Genomic DNA, 23,624 nt, shown 5'->3' on the forward strand with positions numbered 1-23,624 from the left:
CTTAATTAATGATCAGTGTATTTCTGGCCCCATCACAAGATTAGGTAACCAAAGTACAATTTCAGGGAATATTGTCAGTATGACGATCGCTAGAACCATACAAAGCATAAAGGGTAGCGCCCCTTTGAGAATGGTGGGCAAGCTGACATCTTTACATATGCCATTAATAACGTACAGATTGAGCCCTACGGGAGGTGTAATCAACCCGATTTCCATATTAATAGTCAATATAACGGCAAACCAATATGGATCGAATCCAGCGCTGAGAATGATCGGCAGCAGGATTGGAGCGGTCATTAAAATAACAGCAACAGGAGGCAGAAAAAATCCGCAGAAGAGCAAAAAAAGATTAATTATTCCAAGCAATACCCAGGGATTAACGTCCAGCATGGCAATCCATTGAGCTACGGATTGTGTTATATAGAGGCTTGATAAAGTAAAGCTGAACAGTTCTGATGCCGCAATGATCATCAGAATCATCACACTTTCTTTCATGCTACTGGACAGCATTTCCCATAGACGTTTAGCGTCACGTATCTTATAGATTACGACCGCCAACATAACGCACATCATAGCGCCGACACCAGCAGCTTCGGAGGGTGTCGCTATACCTCCATAGAGTACGTACAACACGCCAATGATAACCAGCATAAAAGGAATGACACGGGGTAAGACATTCAGCTTTTCTGCCATCGAATAGCTACGATTCGACCCATTAATTTGGTATCCATTTTTCTTGGCAGTATACAACGCCCACGTCATGAAGAGCGCGGTGAGCATAAAGCCAGGTACTACACCTGCCAGAAAAAGGCGTCCAATAGAGGTTTCCGTCGCGATGCCGTAAACAATCATAGTAATAGAGGGAGGGATAAGAATGCCTAACGTACCACCGGCAGCTATTGCTCCTGTAGCCAAGCTTGCCGGGTATCCACGCGAGCGCATTTCAGGAATGCCCATTTTTCCTATTGCCGCACACGTCGCTGGAGACGAGCCGCTAAGAGCTGAGAAAATCGAGCAAGCACCCAGATTTGCTATAATCAAGCCACCCGGGACTCGATGAAGCCATCTATCTAGCGCTTCATATAAATCTTTTGCAGCAGGAGAACTAGCTATTGCTGATCCCATTAATATAAACATGGGTATTGATACTAATGTAAAGTGGCTGATGCTGGAAAACATAGTCTCTGCAACAACACCTAAAGATTCCGGACCCTCAAAAATAAACAGAAAGCTTACGGCGACCAGCGCCAGAGAGAATGCTACAGGAACACCGGCAGCGAGAATAATAACGGTAGCGGCGCACAATAACGCACCAATTATAAGTGGGCTCAAGAGTGACCTCCGGGTTCGGTACCAAATGGAACGGTTTGATCATTAATGGCACAAATAGCATCAGCAAAGTACTCAAGGGCAAGCAATGTCATACCAATGGCAAGAGATGAGTATGGAATCCACAATGGAAGTGCCCAGAGTGACGCTGTTGTCCATTGGCCTTCCCAGGCTTCATACCATAGCTCCCAGCCTGTATACGCAAAAATCGCAGAAAAAATAAATGCACACGAGATGGTAATATATCCAAGTAACCTCTTATATTTCGGCGCGGCATACATGGTTAGCAAATCAACATTGACGTGTCCCTTCATTTGGGCAACATATGGAGCACCGAGAAAAACCGAGGAAGCTAAACCATAGGTCACGAAATCAGTTTGCCATACAACACTTTCACCCATGAAATATCGAACGAAGACCATTTGGCAAACAACAATAACGGAACCGGCGACTAAAGCTACGGAAATGAATCCGCATATTTTAGATAGCATCCGAATGAATCCAACGAATGAATTAATAATCATAAAAACGGCCTGTTTTTTAAAACGTGGCGACCCCTTTCGGGCCACCGTTATGAAAGTAAGCAATAGAGGTTTATTCCACCGATAAAGCCAGATCAATTAATTCTTTGCCGCCAGGCACCTGCTCTGCAAACACCTTATAACTAGTGTTTTGAGCAATTGCTTTCCATTTATCTGCTTGTTCTGTCGTCATAGTTACCACTTCAACTCCAGACTTTGTAAAAGCATCGACCATCTTCTGATCAAGACCTTTCGCTTCTTCAAAGAAATATTTCTCCGCTTTATCTCCTGCTGCTGTTAGGGCCGCCTGTTGCTCTGCATTCAATTTATTCCAGGTTATTTTTGAAATAAGAAGAGGCTCGTACATGAACCAAAGAGCGTTTTCACCTGGAGCAGTTAAGCATTTAACTTGTTCGTCAAGACGATAGGAGACAAAACTAGCGGAACTTGTATTAGCCGCATCGATAACTCCGGTTTGCATAGCTGTGTAAATTTCTGAGCTTGGCATTGAAGCGATAGACGCTCCCGCTCCTGCTAGCATTCTTTCAAAAGCTTTACCCGCCGCTCGAAATGTTTGTCCTTCAGCATCTTCAGGTTCCAGGATACATTTTTTAGCAGAAGCGAACCCCCCGGCCATCCATGTATCAGCCAGAACAATGGCACCCGCATCATTGATCTCTTCCTTAATCGCTTCCATAAATGGTGAATCGCTTAGTCGAGCGGCGTGGGCATGATTTTTCACTAAGCCAGGCATCAGAGTAGCGTCGAATTGAGGATGCTTACCTGCTGCATAGGCAAGAGGAACCAACGTCATATCAAGCAAGCCTTTAGTGAGAGGTACCCATTGATCTTTGGCTTTGAATAGAGAACCGCCTGGGTAAATTCTCATAGTCAAATCAACGTCAGCTTTAGTAATTTCATTAGAAACAATTTTCATCATTTCATCACGCACATCACCTTTACCACCAGGAAACTGATGAGAAGCTTTCAACATTTCAGCTTGTACAGTGCTTGCCATAAGGCTCACGCCAACAAGACTGCAAGCGAGGACGATAGGTTTAAGATTCATCGGTTACTCCATTTATTTTTATGAGTTTTGAGTATAGATCAGAGCATCTCCATGTATTAATGAAGATGCTCTTGTACCTAAAATATAATTATTTTTGCATTTTAGTCAAGCTTTGTTGTATACATAAGTAACAGTTAAAAATACAAACAACATGTCAGAATGAAAAAAAGGAAGCTATAAAGAATGAAAATAGTACCTAAATCGATACAACCAATGGTGCTGAGGGCTCTGGAGCAAGACATTCTGACAGGAATTTTAAAGCCAAGTGAGAAACTGGATGAGTCGATCTTAGCTAAGCGTTTTGGCGTTTCAAGAACGCCGATCCGTGAAGCGTTACTTCAACTCAAGGCAAGTGGGTTAGTAGATATACAGCCCAGGCGTGGGGCTTCAGTGATGAAAATAGAACTGAAGACCCTCTTCGAAATGTTTGAAACCATGGCCTTTTATGAGGCTACGTGTGCCAAATTAGCAGCAAGGAGAGCTTTTCCTGCTGATATCGAACGGATCAGAGATGCTCATGAAAGTAGTCTCGAAGCAGCACAAAAGGGTGATATTGAGCTTTATTTCCTTTTGAATATTGATTTCCATGAAGCCATATATAGCGCCAGTCGAAATAAATTTCTCGAACAAACAGCCTCTAAGCTTAATAAACGGTTAAGCCCATATCGTCACGCGCAGCTTCACTGCTTTAATCGAGTAGCAGAATCGCATGCTGAACATCTGGGCATTCTGGTTGCTATCGAACAGCAAGATGGAGATGTAGCCTCTCTGAGAGCGAATCAACACATATCGGTTCAGGGAGGAAACTTTGCAGATTTCATTGCCAGACTTCATTCGTAGTCAGTCGATAAAAAATTAATGAAAAACAGGTCTAAATGACACAATAGGAGAATAAAAAGAATGAATGACCAGAATATCTACAAGCTTTTTCAATCTAAGTTCCCTGCAGATACTGATGCAGTATTTCTGGAACATGAACATGGGGCGCTCCTTTATAGCCAGATTGAAGAACGAACGGGGCATTTGGTATGGCTTCTTGCCCAGTTGGGTGTTGGTAAAGGTGATCGAGTCATTATGCAGGTGGATAAGTCACCTGAAGCTGTTTTACTTTACCTTGCCTGTTTACGTTTTGGGGCGATTTTTATACCTTTAAATACTGCTTATACAGCCCAAGAAGTGTCTTATTTCATGGACGATGCAAAACCACACCTGATGGTATGCCGGCCACAGGAAGCGGAGAGCGTAAATGCTGAAGCGCTTAAGCTAGGTGTTCCACATGTGATGACATTGGATGGCATCGGTGGCGGCACTCTTATGGAGGCTTTAAAAGAAGCCACCTATAGTGATTTCATTGAAGAGTGTAATGGCGAGGATCTGGCTTGTATTTTATATACCTCGGGCACTACCGGTCGCTCTAAAGGAGCGATGCTATCACATGACAATCTTTCATCTAATGCTAAGGTACTGCATGAATATTGGCAGTGGGAGAAAGGTGATGTACTACTACATGCGCTACCTATTTTCCATGTACACGGCCTTTTCGTCGCACTGCACTGTGCACTTTTAAATGGCTCTAAAATCATTTTCCTTAGTAAATTCACACAAGAAGCGATTAAGGAAAATATTCCCAATGCTACTGTAATGATGGGTGTTCCTACTTTCTATGTGCGTCTACTGGATGACCCTGATTTTAACCGGGATCTATGCAAAAACATGCGTTTGTTTGTTGCAGGCTCAGCACCGCTTTTATCTGAAACGTTCGACGCATTTGAACGGGTGAGTGGTCACAAAATTCTTGAACGCTATGGTATGACCGAGGCGGGGATGATCACTTCGAATCCATACGATGGAGAAAGAATACCTGGCACTGTTGGTTATCCATTGCCTGGCGTGACTGCCAGAGTGGCTGATGAGGCCGGTAAAGAAGTTGCACGTGGAGAAGTCGGAGTATTAGAAATTCAAGGCCCTAATATATTTCAGGGGTATTGGTGCATGCCAGAGAAAACGGCTGAAGAATTTCGTGATGATGGTTTTTTCATTACAGGCGATATGGCGATTATGGACGAAGATAATCGAATCAGTATCGTTGGCAGAGCAAAAGACCTCGTTATTTCAGGTGGGTATAACGTTTATCCAAAAGAAGTTGAGAGTGTCATAGATGAGTTGGAGGGGGTTAAAGAGTCTGCTGTGATTGGTGTTGCTCATCCTGATTTTGGTGAAGGTGTTACTGCCGTAATCGTGAGAGACGGCACAGCAGAGGTCACTGATAAGAGTGTTATACAATACCTGAAAGGCAAAATCGCACGATTCAAGCAACCTCAGAAGATTTTCTTTGTAGATGAATTGCCACGAAATGCGATGGGTAAGGTTCAGAAAAAGCAACTGAGGGAGGCTTATAGTGATATCTACACTCACTGAGATGCAAGATGCGGCTGAGCTGGAATATGTCTTGCAGCAGACAATTCCAGCGTCTAAAACACTGGAATTAACGGTGGTCTCTTTGGCTTCTGGGCGGATTCGTCTCGAAGCGCCTGTGGCTCCCTCAAACGTAAACATCCACGGAACAGCCTTTGCTGGAAGTATCTACTCCATCTCTTCCCTTGCTGCCTGGGGGTTAATTTTTTACTCCTTGCAGGAAGCGATGATCATAGCTGATTTAGTCATATCTGAAGCAACCATCCGCTATAGGCATCCTATTGTAGATAGGATTATTGCAGAGGCTTCGATTACTGAAGATAAGCATGACAGATTCATAGCTGACTTAGAAAAAAACGGTAAAGCTAGATTGGTTGTAGAGGTCAAGATTTCTGATGAAGCAGGACATCAAGCGACCAACACACTTACGCTATTTGCCTCCAACAAAACACAGTAGCGTAGGCTACTAAAACACCCTTATCGAATATCTATTACTAATAGATGCCATCGGGAGATAATGATGCGTTTGAATGAGCTGTTGAACTCGGTTGCAGAAGCAGGCAGAGAGATATTATCTAAGAGAGATAAATCGCTGCCGGAAAAGACGTTAGAAACTCACTGTGCAAATCTTTTATCAAACAAAGGTGAAGCGCTGGGGAGTGCATTTGCTATGGCTGTAGTCATAGCCTACCGAAAATCAAACGAAGAGGAAAAATTAAAATTTTTCTATCACCTATTAGAGAGCTATTCACCCAACCCTGAATTAGTGATTCAAAGAGCAAATGAATATAAAGCCAGTAACGATTATAAAGCTTACGCGGCATTAAACGACGCAGTTGAATCACCTCGGCAAATGTTATTCCGGCGCATCAATATGGCACCTAATGGTACCGAAACGCTTGTGGAACTTCGTTGTGACTTATTAAGGTTTATAAAAAACAACCCTGAGCTGAAGACCATTGATTATGATTTAAGCCATTTGCTGAAATCATGGTTTAACAGGGGGTTTCTTACTCTTGAAGAAATCCGGTGGGATTCCCCGGCAGTCATTCTCGAAAAACTGATTAAATATGAAGCCGTGCATTATATGTCGGGCTGGGAAGACTTGAAAAAGAGATTAGGTAAAAACCGACGCTGCTATGCTTTTTTTCACCCATCACTTCCAGGCGAACCCCTCATATTTGTTGAAGTGGCTCTAGTCAAAGGGCTGGCGGATTCTATTCCGCCTCTGATTGATCCTACATTGGATGCATCAATTAGCGAGAATAAGACAGATACGGCCATTTTTTATTCAATCAGTAACTGCCAAGCAGGCCTTGCCGGCATATCGTTTGGCAATTTTCTTATCAAGCAAGTGGTGATGGAGCTTAAGAGAGAGCTGCCTCATTTAACACAATTTTCCACATTATCCCCTATACCGGGTTTTTTAAAGTGGCTATCCCGCGAGCAGGAAAATGGCGATAGTGAATTTATTAAAGAGACTGATAGAGATGTTCTGAGTCTTTTAGGCAATGAACATTGGTATCAGGACCAAGAAATATCTGAAGCCGTTAAGCCTGTCCTTATGGGCCTGTGTAAAAAATATTTGTTCCATGCTAAAAGAGGCAAACTCCCTTGTGACCCTGTCGCTAGATTCCATTTAGGAAACGGTGCAAGAATTGAGCGACTTAACTGGATGGGCGACAAGTCAGCAAATGGACTAGATCAATCGGCAGGCATGTTGGTCAATTATTTCTATGAAATTTCAGAAGTAGAAAAAAATCACGAAGCGTTTATTAATGACGGGGTTATTGCTACTTCAAAAGATTTTAAGCGGAAGCTCAGTTCCATATAGCTCCAACCTATTGACGGGCACCCTGATCTAATCTGCACCAGATAGTGTCCGTCTTTTTTATAGATTGTTCTTCTGTTCCCTGCGCAAAGTCTAGCGCAACAGCTTGCTTTTAAAGTGCTTTCACTCTTTCTTTCAATTCCAATTATAGGCCGTGCAACTGCGAGTCTCAGAAGTCACGGCCCATTTTTTGGAATATAGCACTGAGTAAGATAAGCGGATAAATACGTGTTGATATTAATTGAAAAATTGTGCTCTGGCCTCTGTTTTCCTGACCCCTATTTTCTTCAAGTGCCAAATTTAGTAGTGATAGCGGCATGAAATTACCGTAATTGCATTTTCATCAACGGTATAAACCAAGCGATTTGTATCATCGATACGCCGGGACCAAAAACCAGCTAAGTTTTCTTTTAAAGGCTCAGGCTTACCAATGCCTTCAAAAGGAGATCGCTTAACATCGTTGATAAGTTTGTTGATACGTTTAAGCGTTTTTTTATCCTGTGTTTGCCAATACAGATAATCACTCCATGATTCACCCGTCCAGGAAAGTAAACGGCTACTCATCCATTAAATCTCTTTGAGTGACGTTCCCTGCTTTGAATTGCGCAATTGAACGGTTCAAATGCGCTGCGTTTGCCGGTGAACGAAGCAAATGCACGGTTTCCATTAGGCTATTGTAATAATCTAACGACATCACAACGGCATCTTCGGCATCTCTGCGCGTGATGACTGTGGTATCCGCATCATTAACCACACCGTCTAACACCGCTTTTAAGCCATTTCTAGCTTCTGTAAAAGATACGATTTTCATAGAACCTCCACATGTACAACTAATAGCACAAGTGTAATCTAAAAAATTAACCTGCACATTAAGTGGGACATATATATTTATCAGCAACTAAAGCTTAGGGTATGAGGCGAATGAAGCAAAATAGAACGCATGCCCCATTTATTAATCTATTTACTGCATGTCCCTTTTTTCGCCATTTTTAATTTTGCAACGGCTGCCTTTCCTTTTTCTTCGTCAACCAGCTCTACATTGGCTCCGCCAACAAAAGCACCTAACTTAATGTATTGACTCACGAAGTAATTTTTACCATTTTCGGTTTTTAAGAGAAGGTCGTTTGGTGAGAATTCCGATTCTGTAGATATTTTATGTTCTGCGTCACCCGTAATTTCTTCGTAGAAAAAAATGTTAGGCGCCGTTTTCCCTATACATTTTCCATCAACCCAGACATCTTTTTTTAGTGCTCCACCAAATGAGCCAGCTCGATAAATATATAATCCAGCATGTCCAACAGAAGGAGAATTAAACCGTTTTGCCATCTCAGTTTGCTCCAGAGACTCCATTGGAACAGATGAACATCCTGATAAGAGTGACACCGTTACAGCAGCGAAGAGTACTACTTTTTTCATTATCTTTTCTTTGATTTATCGATGAGCTTCGATTGATATTTTGGAGACCCTAGCCAGCTTACAGGCTGCAGTTGAGCCCGAATTCAACTCCCAAATTAAGATCAGAGTAACGTAAGCGCAGTACGAAGCACACCCTCCTTACTTCCAAAGGCCGTTTACTTGTAAATCATCATAAGGTGTCTATATTGAATATAGGCTCAGGGTGAGCCTATGGCATGGAAGGCATTCTCAGGAAGAGAACTCGCAATGGAAGGTTGGCGTTACCACGGAGGTGACTGTCTTCTTGCTACTTTACACATCCACCCACGGCAGCAATGCATCAATATCTTCTAGTGCTTGTGCTTGCGGCAGCAAGGTGAAGATCTTTTTCAGATAGGCGTACGGTTCCAGGCCATTCACTTTCGCCGTTTCTATTAGGCTATACACATTTGCACTGGCACGCGCACCCGCCTGGCTTGTCGAGAACAACCAGTTTTTCCTGCCGATGACAAAGGGGCGTATCGCATTTTCAGCACGATTATTGTCAATCGGCCAACGACCGTCATCCAGATAAGCAACCAGTCTTGACCATTGATTGTGCAGATAGTTAACGGCTTTGCCGAGCGTTGATTTGGGGGGTGTCTGTTGTCGTGCTTTCTCCAGCCATTGCCGGAGTTTTTCAATGATCGGTTTTGATTCTGTTTGTCGAAGATGGTATCGCTCATCAATCGACTTATCTTTGCAGGATTTTTCCACGCCGTAGAGTTTTTGAATAAAACTCAGTGCCATATCGGCTTTGCCCGACTTGCCTTTGGGTTGTTGGCGTTGTGCATCGATAAACTTACGACGCGCATGCGTCCAGCAGCCAAGACGCGTAAGCTCATTGCTAACGCACACCGCGTTATAGCCTTCATATCCGTCCGTCATCAACGCACCCTTAAAATCGACTAATAATTCTTTGGGCGTGTCGCCGCTACGGCCTGTGCTGTAATGATAAAGCACCACTGGCAGGCTCGCCTGTGTGGCGATTAGCCACATATAGCTTTTACTCTGCGCTTTTTTTCCTGGCTCATTCAACACCTGCACCGGCGTTTCATCCATGTGTAATACAGACTGTTCAATAGCGATCTCTTGAAGGCGATTAATCAGCGGCTGAACTAACGCGCCCATCTTGATCATCCAGTTGGCCAGCGTGGTGCGGTCCAGCTCTATACCAATGCGCTTGAAGATAGCGACTTGCCGATACAATGGCAGCGCATCAACGTACTTGCTGACGCTGATATAGGCTAATAACCCCGGGGCGGCAATGGATTTTTCAATCGGTTGGGCAGGTTTGCTGGCCGTGATCAGGTACTGTTCACAGCAGGGACAGGCATATTTTTTACGCAGGTGACGCAGCACTTTGATTTTAGCCGGTTCGATATCCAGTTGCTTGTGACTTTCTTCGCCGATGCAGGTGAGTGCAGATCCATCGTGTGGACAGAATTTATCGGTTTCATCCAGGTCGTGGATAATATCTTCGCAGGGAAGATCATCAGGAATCGAGACGCGCTTCTGTTTTTTGCGAGTGTGAGCCGGGACACTTATCTCAGTCTCGTCACCACTTTCTGGTATATCGACCAGCGCTTCCGCTTCATTAAATAACTGACCCTGATCGTCTGTGGATTTTTCGCTGGAGGCGCCAAATCGTTGTTGATTCTGTACGCGAATGACTTCCTCAAGCAGTTTGATACGTTGATCTTTTTGATCAATCACCTGCTTGAGTTGGCGAACTTCCTGGACGAGATTATCGGGTAATAACATGCCTTTATTTTACAGGATAATGACTAAAAATCCGAGCCATACTTCAAGATAACATGCGGTTTTAACTGACGAATATCAACACCCCGCAACAGCCAGTGAAACTGTTCTTCGGTGAGTAAAATGGTCGCTTTATCCTCTTTGCACGGCCACTTGAAACGCTCTTCTTCGAGGCGTTTATACCATAAACAAAAACCGCTGCTGTCCCAGTAAAGCACTTTCAGCTTGTCCCGGCGTTTGTTACAAAAGACAAACAACGCCGGGTCATAGAGGGATAATGCCATGTCCTGCTCAACGATCAGACTGAGGCCGTTAATCGACTTACGAAAATCAACGGCCTCGCGGTGCAAATAGACGGCACCGATATCAACGAACATCTTCATGCCAGCGCCGTCATCAGTTCGGCTACCCAGCCAGGTGATGTGCTGATGGGAAGAATAAGTTCGCTGCTGCCATGCTGTAAACGCAATGCGTGGTGAGACGGGGTATGATGTTGAGTCACCTGCGCATGTAAAAAAGCAGGTGCGCCATCGTCTACTGACATGGCTTTATGTCGTTGCGCCTTATGATAATAAAACTGACTCACATCAATCTGCTGTTGGCGACAAAACTCCGCACCCGACAGTTCGCTTATCGCTTGCTGATCCAGCAAGTCTTGCCATTGTTGTTTATTGCGTGCCTGTGTCATGGGCTACTCCTTATATAAAAAGAGCAGTCATTTTACGGGGTGGTGACTTCGTGGGTTAGGGTGTGGTTGCTTCGGCGCTTACAAAACGTTGCCAAAAATTATCTATCTTTACACTTTCAATTTTATACATTTTTAGTCTTACTCTTATCTAGAATTATCCGTTAACACCTCGATAATCGGCAGTACGAAGTGAGGTACAGCCCTGTAGGCTGTTAATTGAAAAACTGAATTATGGTTACGTCCGCTATTTTCCTCCACTGAAAATAAACATTTGTGTTTTGATGATATAGCCTAGTACGGGATCTTACCTACCAGTCCCTTATCTTTCTGATAATGCACATTTTCTTATCAGGATGCCAGAGAAACTAAATTCAGTTATGACATGTGTCGAAGAAGTGTCGAAAACATAGCTTTCTATAGTGGTTTAACAGCCCCAACGAAAAACCACAAAGTCTTAAAATCATAGCGTTATGGTGTGTACTAGTGCAACAAAAGGCATAGTATCTGGGTTCGAAATCCGCCACCCAAAACACAAATGATAAAGGTCTTTTTTTATGTTTGGCGTTCAAGTTTTTTAACAGAAAATATTAGAGTCAGAGTAACTATTCCACATCAGTAACAATAATTTTATTCTGATCCCATTTATTTCCTGTTAGGAACAATTGTGATCTTACCCCGATTTTCGGGAACCTCAACGCCGCAATAAGCGGTGAGTAATAGTTGGCTAAAATGAAGCTAAGCAGAACGAGCCAACTATTACGAATTCGACTTTATTGCCTTGTTAAGCCTTCAAGTTAAATAGCTGAAAGTATGGCAGATCTTTTTTCTATATATTCTTCTTTACTAATCATCTTGTTTTTATAAAGGCTATCTATTTTATTTAGTCTTTCAGTAGTTCTATCTTTATGAGAATTTTCAAGCGCATTAATAAATCCTTCATCCGACAGTGTTTTATCAATCGTTTTGTTCATTGCCGTCTCAGCAAGATTCCTCAGAGTGTCAACACTACCAAATATTCCAGCGCCCACTCCTGCCTCCACTTCATCTGTTTTATAAACTTTTGAAAAATATACATTTGAAGTTGAACTATCAATAAGCGAGACATTCACGTAAGCATGGGCTTCTCTATTGAAGTAATAGCTACAATCAAACTTTGTTATTATTACCTTTATTTTATAAGGGGACTTCGTTGAGCTTGATAAAAGGTTGCTTTTATCAAGAGCATCTCGAAACATTTTTTCAACTACAATGTCCGTAGATTCCTCAGTTCTCAAAGTTTTTATACGATTTCCATACCCGCCTCGTATTGCCCCCAGCCAATTGCTATCAGTTCCCCTTTCATCTGAAACAATTACACTGTTGATCAAGGGCTCAGATTCATTTGTTGAGAACCCATTCCCTTCATAAGCCACACTTGTCATGTGAGTTGAACAACCACTTATGATAAAAATAATGAAAATAATACTTATGTATTTCATATTTACTCCGATAGAATTTGAGGTTTAATAGCTAATGATAAAGACCGTGGCCTTATAACGCTTTGGCCCCATTAACAAGGAGACAAGCAATAAGATTCGCGGCACATAGTTTTATAAATCAATAACTTGAAGGAAAAATGAGAGTGGTGTTGATGACAAAAGAAGCCTCCATGCTCTTACTGTTATTCATTCCTTTCGTACGAGCATAAACCTCTTGCCTTAAAGATCAATGAGTTATCTCTAATAATGTAGAGCCCCCTTCAGCTTACAACCCAGGAATCCCGATAGGCCCCGGCAGGTCAGGAATAATTGAACAAGCAGCTAAAGCCAGTGTTAACAGGGTAAGTGTGATCATTTTCAAACGCATACAAGCTCCTTAGTGCTCCTGCGCTTATTAGGAGGTTAGGAGCTTGTCGCTATTTTAAGCATTCTCTCGTGGGCTACAAGCACAGGTGTGGATAATGTCAGTGACGCCTGTTTTGTTGTGCTCAGATATCCTGCAGTAGCGCATCGATATTCGCGGATAAACCCGCACGCAGTACTAATACATCGCAGCTGAGCCGATCCAGAATGCGCTCTGCAGTATTACCCAGTAAAGCGCCTTTTATGCCATCGCGGCCATGTGTGCCGATGACCATCAGCGCGGCGTGTTGCTCTTCGGCTACCTTGGGTATCCAGTATTCCGGCGGGCCTTCGCCAATATGGTAAGTAGCTGGCTCTATCTGCATACCCTTCAACAACGCGTGAGCCGCGGTGGAGGCTTTATCGGCGGACAAACTGGACGACTGGTTTTCAGGTTCAGCGCCCAGCATGGGAGGCGAGTACGAAACGATTACATCTAGTGTGGCTTTGGCTTCCTGGCTGATCACAGCCGCCATCATCAATACGCTCAGGTTGAGCTGCAAACAGCTTTTCTTGCGTGAGAGTGGATCAACGGCCGCCATGATTTGTCCGCCCTCCCATAAACTGTCACGTTTGACTAGCAATACGGGGCATGGCGTCTGGCGTAATAACTGCCAATCCAGCGGGGCGAGTATGCCTTTATGCGTGGTATCGCAACTTTTGATCAGCAGTGCAAAATGGTCTTTTTGCCAACGTGCCAGTACATCTTGCAGGAAGTTTTTTTCCTCATGATAGTGCTGTTTAATCTGCATGCCATCTACACTCAATGCGGCGATCAAACGCATGAGGGGGTGATCCGGCAAAGGAGAAAACAACCACAGTACTTCTAGCTTGCTGCCCATTCGATCCGCGATTAACACACCACGTTTAAAGGCTATTTCTGCGGCGGCGCTGGCATCCAGCGCGATCAACACCGTTTTAGTAAACATGTGCGTTCTCCTCAGTCTGGGCCGCTTTATGGTTATGTAGCAAGCACGCCAGTGCGGGTAGCAATATGAGCGCACCCAGCATGTTCCACAAGAACATAAAGGTGAGCAAGATACCCATATCTGCCTGGAATTTAATCGGTGAGAACACCCACAACACCACACCTATAGCCAAGGTTAAGCCTGTAAAGGCAACCGATGACCCGGTAGTTTTAAGCGTTGCTAAATAAGCTTCTGGCAGTGTTTTCCCTTGTACCAAATAGGTACTCAAGCGCGAGTAGATATAGATACCATAATCCACACCGATCCCGACGCCCAAGGCGATAACCGGCAAGGTAGCGACTTTCACGCCAATCCCTAGATAGGCCATCAATGCCTGACACAATACAGAGGTAAGCGCTAATGGCGCGATAATGCAGATAACGGTTTTAACCGAGCGGAAGGTCAGCAAACAGAGAATACTCACCACGCCATACACCCAGGCCAACATTTCGTATTGGGCGGTGCCGATTACATCATTGGTGGCGGCTTCAAAGCCGCTGTTACCGGCGGCCATTTCAAATTTAAGCGCATCACTATTATGCTCTGCTGCAAAATCAGCAATCGCGGCAGATATTCGGTCCAATGTTTCAGCTTTGTGGTCATCCAGAAAAATAATGACCGGCAGCAGCGAGCAGCTACCGTTCATAAATCCAGAAGGGACATACGCCAGCGAGGCGTTAATCACATATTGGTTGCGGCTGACACTGCGCCATTTCAGGTTACCTTCATTTAAACCCGCGGTGACACGCTTAGACACATCCACCAATGAAACACTGCTCTGAATACCCGGCACATCGGTTAAATATTCCTGAAAACTATCGACAGTCGACAGTGTGTTGTAGCTGGTGCATTGGTTTGGCGCTGTGGTTGCCATCACCACAAAAATATCGCTGGAGGTGGAGTAATGATCGGTGACAAAGGCATTATCCAGATTGTAGCGCGAGTCTGCCCGCAGCTCCGGTGCACCTTTGTCCAGATCACCAATTTTGAGATTCTGGCTACCATATAAGCCTACGCCTAAAGCGACTAACGCAAAGGATACCGCGATGATCGCACCACGCGGTTTCGCGAATACGGTCAGCATTTGCCAAGGCGAGCTTTCTTTATTCTGGCTGGCCTGCATTTTGGCGATGGCTTTTTTACCCACGCCTACATACGACATCAGCAGTGGCAGTAATAAAAGGTTAGTCATGACGATAACCGCAACGCCGACGGAGGCTGCCACGGCCAGATCCTGAATCACCTGTATATCAATCACCATTAGGGTGACAAAACCTAAGCCGTCCGATAGCAACGCGGTTAGGCCAGGAATATAGATGGCACGAAAAGCCCGACGGGCCGCCAGCCAGGGATCGGCACCTTCTGATTGTTCCAGACGAATCGTATTAACCACCTGCACGCCATGGCTAACCCCGATCGCAAACACCAGAAAAGGCACCAGCATTGAGTACGGGTCCAACCCATAGCCGAATATCTTCAACAAGCCCATCTGCCAGACTACCGCGACTAACGAGCAGCCTATGGGGATCAGTGTTCCGGTTACGCTGCCAGAATAGAGATAGAGCAGTACCAGCGTGATAGCAATCGCCATCGCAAAGAAGAGTGCCACCGATTTTGCACCATCGATCAGGTCACCGACAATTTTGGCAAAGCCGGTAATACGAATACGCACATCGGCATTTTCATACTTTTCGCGGATTAACGTCTCAACTTTGCTGGACAGTACCTGATAGTTAAGTTTTTCACCGGTTGCCGGATCTTTATCGAACAGTGGCATCTGGATAATCGCCGATTTAAAATCGTTCGCCACCAGAATACCCACCTGCCCTGAACGCAGCACATTGGTGCGTAGCTGCTCCAGACTGGCGGCACTGCCGTCGTATTCCGGAGAGATAACAGGTCCGCCTTCAAAGCCTTCTTCGGTGACTTCTGTCCAGCGTACGTTCGGCGTCCAGATAGACTTAAGCGCCGAGCGATCGACACCCGGAATAAAAAAGGCTTCATCGGTCACTTGTTTCAGAGTGTTCTGAAAGGTTGTGGTAAAAATATCGCCTTCTTTGGCTTCCACCACTACACGCAGGCTGTTACCTAAGCCCGACAGGTCATTGCGATATTTTAAATAGTTTTCGACATAGGGATGGCTGCTGGGAATCATCTTAACGAAGCTGGCGTCGGGGCGAATTTGCACCGCCTGAAAGCCTAACCCGAGCGTGAGCAAAATAAAGATAAACAACACCGGCACACGCTTGTAAAACAGTACGCGTTCAATAATTTGCTCAGATAGCTTGATAGGCCCCAGTAGCGCTGATGCCAGCCCTGACGGCTTACCTGATGTATACGGTGACTTACTCATGATCTGCTCCCAACGCTGTATCAGATATACGCTTAATACCTTTTTCACCGACTAACACCCAGCCGTCGTTGACGCGGGTAACGGCGCTCCACGCACGCCGATCTTGCGGCTCGAACGCTGTCAGTTTATCCAGTGTCTTGCCCGTAAGAACCAACCCTCCCTGTCCCACCAGCATCACCTCATTGTTATTGCTGGCAGCGCTGACCAGAGACGCCGTGCTATCCACTGCAATCTGCTGCCACGAATCGCCGCTATCCTCACTGGCGAAAAGATGCCCTCTCAGACCCAAAGCCAGGACTTGAGATAGTGCCTGTCCTTGCCCGGCATAGCTTAATAAGCCAAAAAACGAGCCTTCATAAGGAGACTCAAGCGCAATCCAGCTATCACCCATATCATCTGACTTAAATAAAACGCCCGCTTCTCCGGCAATGATCAAAGATTGCTTTTCAACTAGCAGCGCATTGAGGTGAAAACGACCAGGGTTCGGTAAGCGGTGCGATAAAACAGACCAATGGACGCCAGCGTCCTCGGTTTTAAGTAACACACCATAAGAACCCAGCAGAAACCCCAACTGATTATTAACAAATAACACATCCAGTAATGGTTGAGTTGGCCCCTCTTCCACCGCCACCATGGCATCCTCTAAAAAGAGTTCTAGTTCATCCATTGGCAGGTCTTGTGCTTGCGGGTCGCCACCGGCATCTACCAGCGTTTGATAGGTATCTAGCTGTAGTTGGTTTAATTGACGGCCATTCAGCTGCGTCAGCCAGGTATCGCCGGCATCCTCTGTATGAATCACCACACCATCATGCCCTACCGCCCAGCCATGCTGTGCATCGGAAAAATAAACCGACGTGAGTAACACACTAACGGGAGCCTGTACCTGCTTCCAGCTAACGCCCTGATCATCAGAAAGAAGAATCCGCCCCTGATCACCCACGGCAACCAAACGATCACCGGCGTGCGCAATATCCAAGAGCAAACCTTCGGCGGCACGACCGGATAAATGACTAGGCGTTTCGATGCGGTCCATGGCGGCAAACGCAAGCGGCGTGACTGCCATCACAATAAAACCAACACACCAGCGGGCACGCTGGCTAAACTTAGTAACACTGAGCATATTGCCCCCACTTTTTATCATTATTTGGGGAATGGACGGGAACATCATATCATTCTGTTAGATATTTTTTTGTTTCTCGCCAAACGGAGCTTCTTATCGTAAGCAGGATCGTTTGTTAACGCCATTGGCTCAATAACAGAAGCTCCCAATATCAGTAACATTATCGATCAAGGAGATTTTCAGAAATTTTGTTTCCTATAGTAAACATTGATTTTTTTTTGATTTTATAGTCTATTTAACCAGTCTAACAAAATAACTATAGGGTCCAGGTCTCGACACACATCGAGCCGCAGGACAGAGAGGCTATATTTCCCATGAAGAAATTTACACGTACGCTTTTGTCTGTGGGTACTGCAATTTGCTTATACGGCGCTGCAGCAAATGCTGACACCCTTAAAATTGCCTTAGCAGGCCCTTCTACGGGTCCGGTTGCGCAGTATGGCGATATGCAAAAAATTGGTGTTTTTGCGGCGATAGAGCAAATAAACAAAGCAGGCGGCATCAATGGTATGCAGCTTGAAGGTGTGGTTTATGATGATGCCTGCGATCCTAAGCAAGCGGTCGCTGTTGCTAACAAAATCGTTAACGATGGTATTCATCACGTGGTAGGTCACCTGTGTTCATCTTCAACGGAACCTGCTTCTGATATTTACGAAGAAGAAGGTATATTAATGATCACTGCCGCTTCCACCTCTCCGAGCATTACGGAAAAAGGTCACCAGATGATCTTCCGTACTATCGGTCTGGATAGCATGCAGGGGCCTTTCGCCGGGCAGTACATTATTAACAACGTTAAGCCAAAAAACATGGCGATTATCCATGATAAACAGCAGTATGGTGAAGGCTTGGCAACCGCGGTTAAAAATGAAGTAGAAGCTAACGGTATTACACCCGTGATGTTTGAAGGTGTCACTTCTGGCGATAAAGATTTCTCTGCGCTGATCGCTAAACTGAAAATGAATAACGTCGATTTCGTTTACTACGGCGGCTACCACCCAGAGTTGGGTTTGATTCTGCGTCAGGCGAAAGCCAAAGGTTTAGATGCTAAATTCATGGGCCCTGAAGGTGTGGGTAACCCAGACATCTCTAAAATTGCCGGCGAAGCTTCTGAAGGTTTGTTAGTGACTCTGCCACAGAGCTTTGAGAAAAATCCTGCCAACCAGGCAATTGTTCAGGCAATTATTGATAAAGGTGAAGATCCAAGCGGCCCGTTCGTATTCCCTGCTTATTCTGCGATTCAAGTCATGACCGCAGCAATGACAGCAACAGGCTCAACGGATACAGAAAAATTAGCTGAATATATTCATGCTAATACCTTTAAAACGACCACAGGTGAACTGGCCTATGATGAAAAAGGCGACCTGAAACAATTCTCGTTTGTGGTTTACGACTGGCATGCAGACGGTACTAAAACACCGGCGCAGTAATGCTAATAACAATAATAGAATTTAGTCGGTATTTAATACTGAGCTGATTCAAATAAACACCCTTATTCCGTGATCCGGGATCAAGGGTGTTTCATTATACGGTTCCCGCATATGTCAGACACATTTCTCTATCTGGTTCAGCAGCTTATTAACGGGCTGACTATCGGGTCGACCTATGCCCTGATCGCTATTGGCTACACTATGGTCTACGGCATCATCGGCATGATTAATTTCGCTCACGGCGAGATTTATATGATCGGCTCTTATATTACCTTTATCGTAATTGCCGGCTTACTGGGGATGGGCATGGTAAGCCTGCCGCTTATCCTTTTTATAGCCCTCGTCATTGCCGTGCTTATCGCTAGCACCTATGGCTGGACCGTTGAGCGGGTGGCTTATCGCCCGTTACGTGGCACCAACCGTTTGATACCACTGATCTCCGCCATCGGTATGTCGATCTTCCTGCAAAACTATGTCGTCTTGTCGCAAGGTTCACGCGATATTGCGCTGCCTCCTCAGATCACCGGCGGCTGGACATTTGGCGATCCCAACTTGTTTGAAGTGTCATTTTCCTACATGCAATTATTCATCTGGGTTGCCACCTTCGTTTCAATGCTCGTCTTAACGCTGTTTATCTCGCGTTCGCGGATGGGACGTGCCTGTCGTGCCTGCTCAGAAGATATCGGCATGACCAACTTACTCGGTGTTGATACCAACCGCGTTATAGCGATGACCTTCATTATTGGTGCAGCGTTGGCCGCCATTGCCGGTTTACTCCTGAGCCTGTATTACGGCGTGGTGAATCCCTTTATTGGCTTCATTGCGGGCCTTAAAGCCTTTACGGCAGCCGTACTCGGCGGTATCGGCTCAATACCCGGGGCGATGTTAGGCGGTCTTATTCTCGGTGTCACAGAAGCACTGACAGCCGCATACTTTCCTTCTGAATACAAAGATGTTGTTTCATTCGGCTTGTTAATACTGATCCTACTGTTCCGTCCTAGCGGCCTGCTGGGCAAACCGGAAGTGGAGAAAGTCTGATGGGTAAGCTCTACAACGCAATTTTTTCTGCCGGTATTACCTTTGTACTAGCGTGTCTGATGATTGGCGTAAAACTGGACACTGATGGCGCCACCCTCGGCGTTACCGGTGCAACGCCCGAACAATGGGCATGGATCTTCGGCGGCATTGCTCTGGTCTTCTTCTCGCAGCTATTTTCAGATCAGATTGATGCGGCTTTTCGTAAAATACCTAAACCACAGGTCAGTCACTTAATACCCGTGGGCGATAAAATGACACAACTTAAACCCTGGCTCATGGCCGGTGTCTTTGTGTGCATGGTTATCTGGCCCTTTATGGTCTCGCGTGGCTCGGTTGATTTGGCCACGCTGGCACTGATCTACATTATGCTAGGGTTAGGCCTGAACATTGTAGTCGGGCTGGCGGGTCTGCTTGATCTCGGCTATGTAGCCTTTTACGCGGTGGGTGCTTATACCTATGCGTTGCTTTCGCAATATTTCGGCTTATCTTTTTGGGTCTGTCTGCCAATTTCTGCGGGTATGGCCGCCCTGTTTGGCTTTATTCTGGGCTTCCCTGTATTGCGTTTACGCGGTGATTATCTTGCCATTGTGACCTTAGGCTTCGGTGAAATCATCCGTATCCTGCTTAACAACTGGACCGCTGTAACCGGAGGCCCTAACGGTATTTCAGGCATTGCCAAGCCGACGTTGTTCGGCATGGAGTTTTCACGAAAATCAAAAGAAGGCAGCACCCTCTTTCATGAGTTTTTTGGCATAGACTACTCCAGTTCACATAAAGTTATTTTTCTCTATTTAATTGCGGTTGTACTGGTCGCCTTTGTTATCTACGTGATTAATCGCCTGATGCGTATGCCGATTGGACGTGCCTGGGAAGCCTTACGTGAAGATGAAATCGCCTGTCGTTCACTGGGCTTAAACCGCACTGCTATCAAGCTCTCGGCCTTTACCATCGGTGCCTCTACCGCGGGTTTCGCAGGGTCGTTCTTTGCCGCAAGGCAAGGCTTTATCAGCCCAGAATCCTTTACCTTTATAGAGTCGGCCATCATTCTGGCGATTGTTGTGCTGGGCGGAATGGGTTCACAGATCGGGATTATTCTGGCGGCCATTATTATGACCATTTTGCCTGAGCTGGCGCGCGAGTTCTCCGAATACCGCATGCTGTTGTTCGGATTAACCATGGTTCTGATGATGCGCTGGCGGCCACAAGGTTTAGTGCCCATGAAACGCCCTGTTCTGGAGTTAAAATAGTGAGTCAGTTATTACTCGATGTTAATGGGCTAACCATGCAGTTTGGCGGACTGAAAGCGGTCAACAACGTTAGTTTATACGTAAAAAACCGTCAAATCGTCTCGATTATTGGCCCTAATGGGGCGGGTAAAACAACTGTATTTAATTGCTTGTCCGGATTTTATATCCCCACCGCCGGCAGCGTCATGTTCAAGGGCAATGATATTGCGGGCCTGAAAGATTTTGAAATCTCCCGTCAGGGTCTGGTTCGTACGTTCCAACATGTGCGGCTGTTCTCCAATATGACTGTGATTGAAAATATGCTGGTTGCACAGCATCGCCATTTAAATACCAGCCTGCTTTCAGGTTTATTTAAAACGCCGTCGTATCGACGACTCGAGCAGGAAGCGATGGAGCGTGCCGTATATTGGCTGAAAGAGGTGGACCTACTGGACTCAGCTAACCGTGAATCCGGCAACCTGTCTTACGGCCAACAACGCCGTTTAGAAATTGCCCGTTGCATGGTGACGCAACCTGAACTGCTAATGCTCGACGAACCTGCCGCCGGTCTGAATCCGAATGAAACCAAGGAACTGGATGAACTGATCATCAAGCTACGCGATGAACATGAAATATCCATACTCCTGATAGAGCATGATATGGGGTTGGTAATGGGTATCTCTGATCATATTTATGTGATCGCCCAAGGAACGCCTCTGGCCGACGGTAATGCCGACGAGATCAAGAATAATCCTGATGTCATCAAAGCATACCTTGGAGAATCATAAAATGCTGAAACTGGAAAATGTAAACACCCACTACGGCAAAATTCAGGCATTACACGACATCTCTATCGATGTTAAAGCAGGTGAAATCGTGACCCTGATCGGGGCAAACGGTGCAGGCAAAACCACACTGATGATGACCATTTGTGGCGACCCGCGTGCATCCTCCGGCACAATACTCTTCGACAATGAAGATATTTCCTCTGTCCCTACCGCACAAATCATGCGTAAAGGATTAGCAGTAGTACCGGAAGGACGACGCGTATTCTCGCGTCTCACCGTGCAGGAAAATCTGCATATGGGCGCTTACTTTCGCAGTAACGCAGAGTACGAAGAAAGCCTGGCTGAAGTATTGGAACTGTTTCCGCGTTTAGAAGAGCGTATTAGCCAACGTGCCGGCACGATGTCGGGTGGTGAGCAGCAAATGCTGGCCATTGGCCGCGCCATGATGAGTCGACCACGGATGATTCTGCTGGACGAACCTTCCTTAGGTTTGGCCCCCATTATTATTCAGCAAATTTTCTCCATTATTGAAAAGCTGCGTGATGATGGCGTGACCATTTTTTTAGTCGAGCAGAACGCCAATCAGGCACTACGCATCGCTGACCGTGGTTATGTGATGGAAAACGGCCGTGTTGTGCTCAGCGATACCGGTGAAGCATTGCTGACCAACCCCGAAGTGCGCAAAGCTTACTTGGGTGGCTAAACAACCTGTCGGCATGAATTTAAAGGCCACTCGTTATTTATATAACGCGTGGCTTTTTTTCCCTGCTGATTTTTTCTGCACACTTATGATCCTTGTCTATACTAATAATTATAAATTTTGCAAGTTAACGCAGGAATACTGTATGTCCCAATTTAGATTAGTCACCCGTAGCGATTTCGATGGTTTGGTGTGCGCAGTTCTACTCAAACATCTAGACCTTATTGACGATATTAAGTTTGTTCATCCAAAAGATATGCAAGACGGCAGCATAGATATTACTTCCAGTGATATCACTACCAACCTGCCTTATGTCGCTAGCGCGCATTTAGTCTTTGATCATCATCTGTCAGAAACGATTCGTAATCCGGGTACTAAAACCAACTATATTATCGACCCGGATGCACCTTCAGCGGCACGCGTTGTGTGGCGGCACTATGGCGGGCATACCGCATTCCCATCCGCTTGGGATGAAATGATGGATGCCGTCGATAAAGCTGATTCCGCACAATATAATCAAAAAGAAGTCCTGAATCCTAAAAGATGGGAATTGCTCAACTTTTTGATGGATGCGCGTACCGGGCTAGGTCGTTTTCGCGAGTTCCGTATCTCAAATTACAACTTAATGATGGACCTGATCGATTACTGCAAAAATCACTCAATTGATGAGATATTTGAACTTATCGACGTAAAAGAGCGCGTCGAACTTTATTTTGATCAGGAAACAAAATTTAAAGATCAAATCCAGCGCTGCGCTACCGTTCACGGCAATCTGGTGTTACTGGATCTGCGTAATGAAGAAGTGATCTTCGCGGGTAATCGATTTGTTATCTATGCCCTCTTCCCACAATGCAATATTTCAATTCATGTCCTGTGGGGATTGAAACAACAAAATACTGTATTTGCTACCGGAAAATCTATTTTCGACCGTTACTCCCAGACCAACGTAGGAGAGCTGATGCTTAAATACAATGGCGGTGGTCATCAGGCCGCAGGGACTTGTCAGATAGACAACGATAAAGCGGAACAGACATTACAGGAGCTGATTACTCAGATTAATACCGATGGCTGATCAG

The 23,624-nt window shown here is 45.4% G+C and carries 23 protein-coding genes; 10 read left to right on the forward strand and 13 right to left on the reverse strand.

Annotation, left to right across the window (positions count from 1 at the left end):
• Positions 1-12 precede the first annotated feature (12 nt).
• The 3 genes from Nant_RS08175 to dctP all read right to left on the reverse strand — a co-directional run bounded on the left by Nant_RS08175 (position 13) and on the right by dctP (position 2,919).
• Positions 13-1,332 carry a TRAP transporter large permease gene (locus Nant_RS08175; RefSeq protein ID WP_054341151.1) on the reverse strand — a complete coding sequence of 440 codons (1,320 nt, stop codon included), beginning with the start codon at positions 1,330-1,332 and terminating at the stop codon, positions 13-15.
• Positions 1,329-1,853, reverse strand: coding sequence for a TRAP transporter small permease (locus Nant_RS08180; protein ID WP_054341152.1), 525 nt, complete (start codon positions 1,851-1,853; stop codon positions 1,329-1,331). The genes Nant_RS08175 and Nant_RS08180 overlap by 4 nt, the downstream gene beginning before the upstream one ends.
• 70 nt (positions 1,854-1,923) lie before the next feature.
• Positions 1,924-2,919 (reverse strand): TRAP transporter substrate-binding protein DctP, encoded by a 996-nt coding sequence (gene dctP, locus Nant_RS08185; protein WP_054341153.1) that lies wholly within the window; start codon positions 2,917-2,919, stop codon positions 1,924-1,926.
• 183 nt (positions 2,920-3,102) lie between these two features.
• Between dctP and Nant_RS08190 the strand changes: the two genes are divergently transcribed.
• The 4 genes from Nant_RS08190 to Nant_RS08205 are packed head-to-tail and all read left to right on the forward strand — an operon-like array spanning position 3,103 to position 7,168.
• Positions 3,103-3,759, forward strand: a complete 657-nt coding sequence (locus Nant_RS08190; RefSeq protein ID WP_054341154.1) for a GntR family transcriptional regulator — start codon at positions 3,103-3,105, stop codon at positions 3,757-3,759.
• Positions 3,760-3,819: 60 nt separating this feature from the next.
• Positions 3,820-5,337 (forward strand): malonate--CoA ligase, encoded by a 1,518-nt coding sequence (locus Nant_RS08195; RefSeq protein WP_054341155.1) that lies wholly within the window; start codon positions 3,820-3,822, stop codon positions 5,335-5,337.
• Positions 5,318-5,791 carry a YiiD C-terminal domain-containing protein gene (locus Nant_RS08200; RefSeq protein ID WP_143773577.1) on the forward strand — a complete coding sequence of 158 codons (474 nt, stop codon included), beginning with the start codon at positions 5,318-5,320 and terminating at the stop codon, positions 5,789-5,791. Before Nant_RS08195 ends, Nant_RS08200 begins: the two co-directional genes overlap by 20 nt.
• A gap of 60 nt (positions 5,792-5,851) precedes the next feature.
• Positions 5,852-7,168 carry a malonyl-CoA decarboxylase gene (locus tag Nant_RS08205; protein ID WP_054341157.1) on the forward strand — a complete coding sequence of 439 codons (1,317 nt, stop codon included), beginning with the start codon at positions 5,852-5,854 and terminating at the stop codon, positions 7,166-7,168.
• A 297-nt stretch (positions 7,169-7,465) separates the two neighbouring features.
• Here the strand turns inward: Nant_RS08205 and Nant_RS08210 are convergent, their stop codons facing one another.
• From Nant_RS08210 to Nant_RS08255, 10 genes are all read right to left on the reverse strand, one after another.
• Complete coding sequence (locus Nant_RS08210; RefSeq protein ID WP_054341158.1) at positions 7,466-7,729, reverse strand: Txe/YoeB family addiction module toxin; 264 nt, start codon at positions 7,727-7,729, stop codon at positions 7,466-7,468.
• Positions 7,722-7,976: a type II toxin-antitoxin system Phd/YefM family antitoxin gene (locus Nant_RS08215; RefSeq protein WP_054341159.1), complete on the reverse strand. Its 255-nt coding sequence runs from the start codon at positions 7,974-7,976 to the stop codon at positions 7,722-7,724. The genes Nant_RS08210 and Nant_RS08215 overlap by 8 nt, the downstream gene beginning before the upstream one ends.
• A 146-nt stretch (positions 7,977-8,122) precedes the next feature.
• Positions 8,123-8,581 carry a DUF2846 domain-containing protein gene (locus Nant_RS08220; protein ID WP_054341160.1) on the reverse strand — a complete coding sequence of 153 codons (459 nt, stop codon included), beginning with the start codon at positions 8,579-8,581 and terminating at the stop codon, positions 8,123-8,125.
• Between the two features lie 291 nt (positions 8,582-8,872).
• Positions 8,873-10,363 (reverse strand): IS66 family transposase, encoded by a 1,491-nt coding sequence (tnpC, locus tag Nant_RS08225; protein WP_054341161.1) that lies wholly within the window; start codon positions 10,361-10,363, stop codon positions 8,873-8,875.
• Between the two features lie 23 nt (positions 10,364-10,386).
• Positions 10,387-10,743, reverse strand: a complete 357-nt coding sequence (gene tnpB / locus Nant_RS08230) for an IS66 family insertion sequence element accessory protein TnpB (RefSeq protein WP_054341162.1) — start codon at positions 10,741-10,743, stop codon at positions 10,387-10,389.
• Positions 10,740-11,048 (reverse strand): IS66 family insertion sequence element accessory protein TnpA, encoded by a 309-nt coding sequence (gene tnpA / locus Nant_RS08235; protein WP_054341163.1) that lies wholly within the window; start codon positions 11,046-11,048, stop codon positions 10,740-10,742. The genes tnpB and tnpA overlap by 4 nt, the downstream gene beginning before the upstream one ends.
• 794 nt (positions 11,049-11,842) lie before the next feature.
• Entirely contained in the window at positions 11,843-12,526 is a 684-nt protein-coding gene (locus tag Nant_RS08240) for a hypothetical protein (protein WP_054341164.1), read from the reverse strand.
• Between the two features lie 488 nt (positions 12,527-13,014).
• Positions 13,015-13,857, reverse strand: coding sequence for a universal stress protein (locus Nant_RS08245; protein WP_054341165.1), 843 nt, complete (start codon positions 13,855-13,857; stop codon positions 13,015-13,017).
• Complete coding sequence (locus tag Nant_RS08250; protein ID WP_082400149.1) at positions 13,847-16,249, reverse strand: efflux RND transporter permease subunit; 2,403 nt, start codon at positions 16,247-16,249, stop codon at positions 13,847-13,849. The genes Nant_RS08245 and Nant_RS08250 overlap by 11 nt, the downstream gene beginning before the upstream one ends.
• Positions 16,242-17,369, reverse strand: a complete 1,128-nt coding sequence (locus Nant_RS08255; protein ID WP_054341166.1) for a WD40/YVTN/BNR-like repeat-containing protein — start codon at positions 17,367-17,369, stop codon at positions 16,242-16,244. The genes Nant_RS08250 and Nant_RS08255 overlap by 8 nt, the downstream gene beginning before the upstream one ends.
• 314 nt (positions 17,370-17,683) lie before the next feature.
• Here Nant_RS08255 and Nant_RS08260 point away from each other — a divergent pair, with 314 nt between their 5' ends.
• The 6 genes from Nant_RS08260 (at position 17,684) to Nant_RS08285 (ending at position 23,620) form a co-directional block, all read left to right on the forward strand.
• The gene (locus Nant_RS08260) at positions 17,684-18,796 is read left to right on the forward strand and encodes a branched-chain amino acid ABC transporter substrate-binding protein (protein ID WP_054341167.1); all 1,113 of its coding nucleotides are present in this window, start codon (positions 17,684-17,686) and stop codon (positions 18,794-18,796) included.
• A 111-nt stretch (positions 18,797-18,907) separates the two neighbouring features.
• Positions 18,908-19,834 (forward strand): high-affinity branched-chain amino acid ABC transporter permease LivH, encoded by a 927-nt coding sequence (livH, locus tag Nant_RS08265; RefSeq protein ID WP_054341168.1) that lies wholly within the window; start codon positions 18,908-18,910, stop codon positions 19,832-19,834.
• Positions 19,834-21,081, forward strand: coding sequence for a high-affinity branched-chain amino acid ABC transporter permease LivM (locus Nant_RS08270; RefSeq protein WP_054341169.1), 1,248 nt, complete (start codon positions 19,834-19,836; stop codon positions 21,079-21,081). Before livH ends, Nant_RS08270 begins: the two co-directional genes overlap by 1 nt.
• Entirely contained in the window at positions 21,081-21,848 is a 768-nt protein-coding gene (livG, locus tag Nant_RS08275) for a high-affinity branched-chain amino acid ABC transporter ATP-binding protein LivG (protein ID WP_054341170.1), read from the forward strand. The genes Nant_RS08270 and livG overlap by 1 nt, the downstream gene beginning before the upstream one ends.
• Before the next feature lies 1 nt (position 21,849).
• On the forward strand, positions 21,850-22,551 hold the full coding sequence (locus Nant_RS08280) for an ABC transporter ATP-binding protein (RefSeq protein WP_054341171.1): 702 nt from the start codon (positions 21,850-21,852) through the stop codon (positions 22,549-22,551).
• Between the two features lie 142 nt (positions 22,552-22,693).
• On the forward strand, positions 22,694-23,620 hold the full coding sequence (locus Nant_RS08285) for a hypothetical protein (protein WP_054341172.1): 927 nt from the start codon (positions 22,694-22,696) through the stop codon (positions 23,618-23,620).
• Positions 23,621-23,624 lie beyond the last annotated feature (4 nt).

The sequence above is a fragment of the Neptunomonas antarctica genome (assembly GCF_001305295.1).
Classification (GTDB): domain Bacteria; phylum Pseudomonadota; class Gammaproteobacteria; order Pseudomonadales; family Balneatricaceae; genus Neptunomonas; species Neptunomonas antarctica.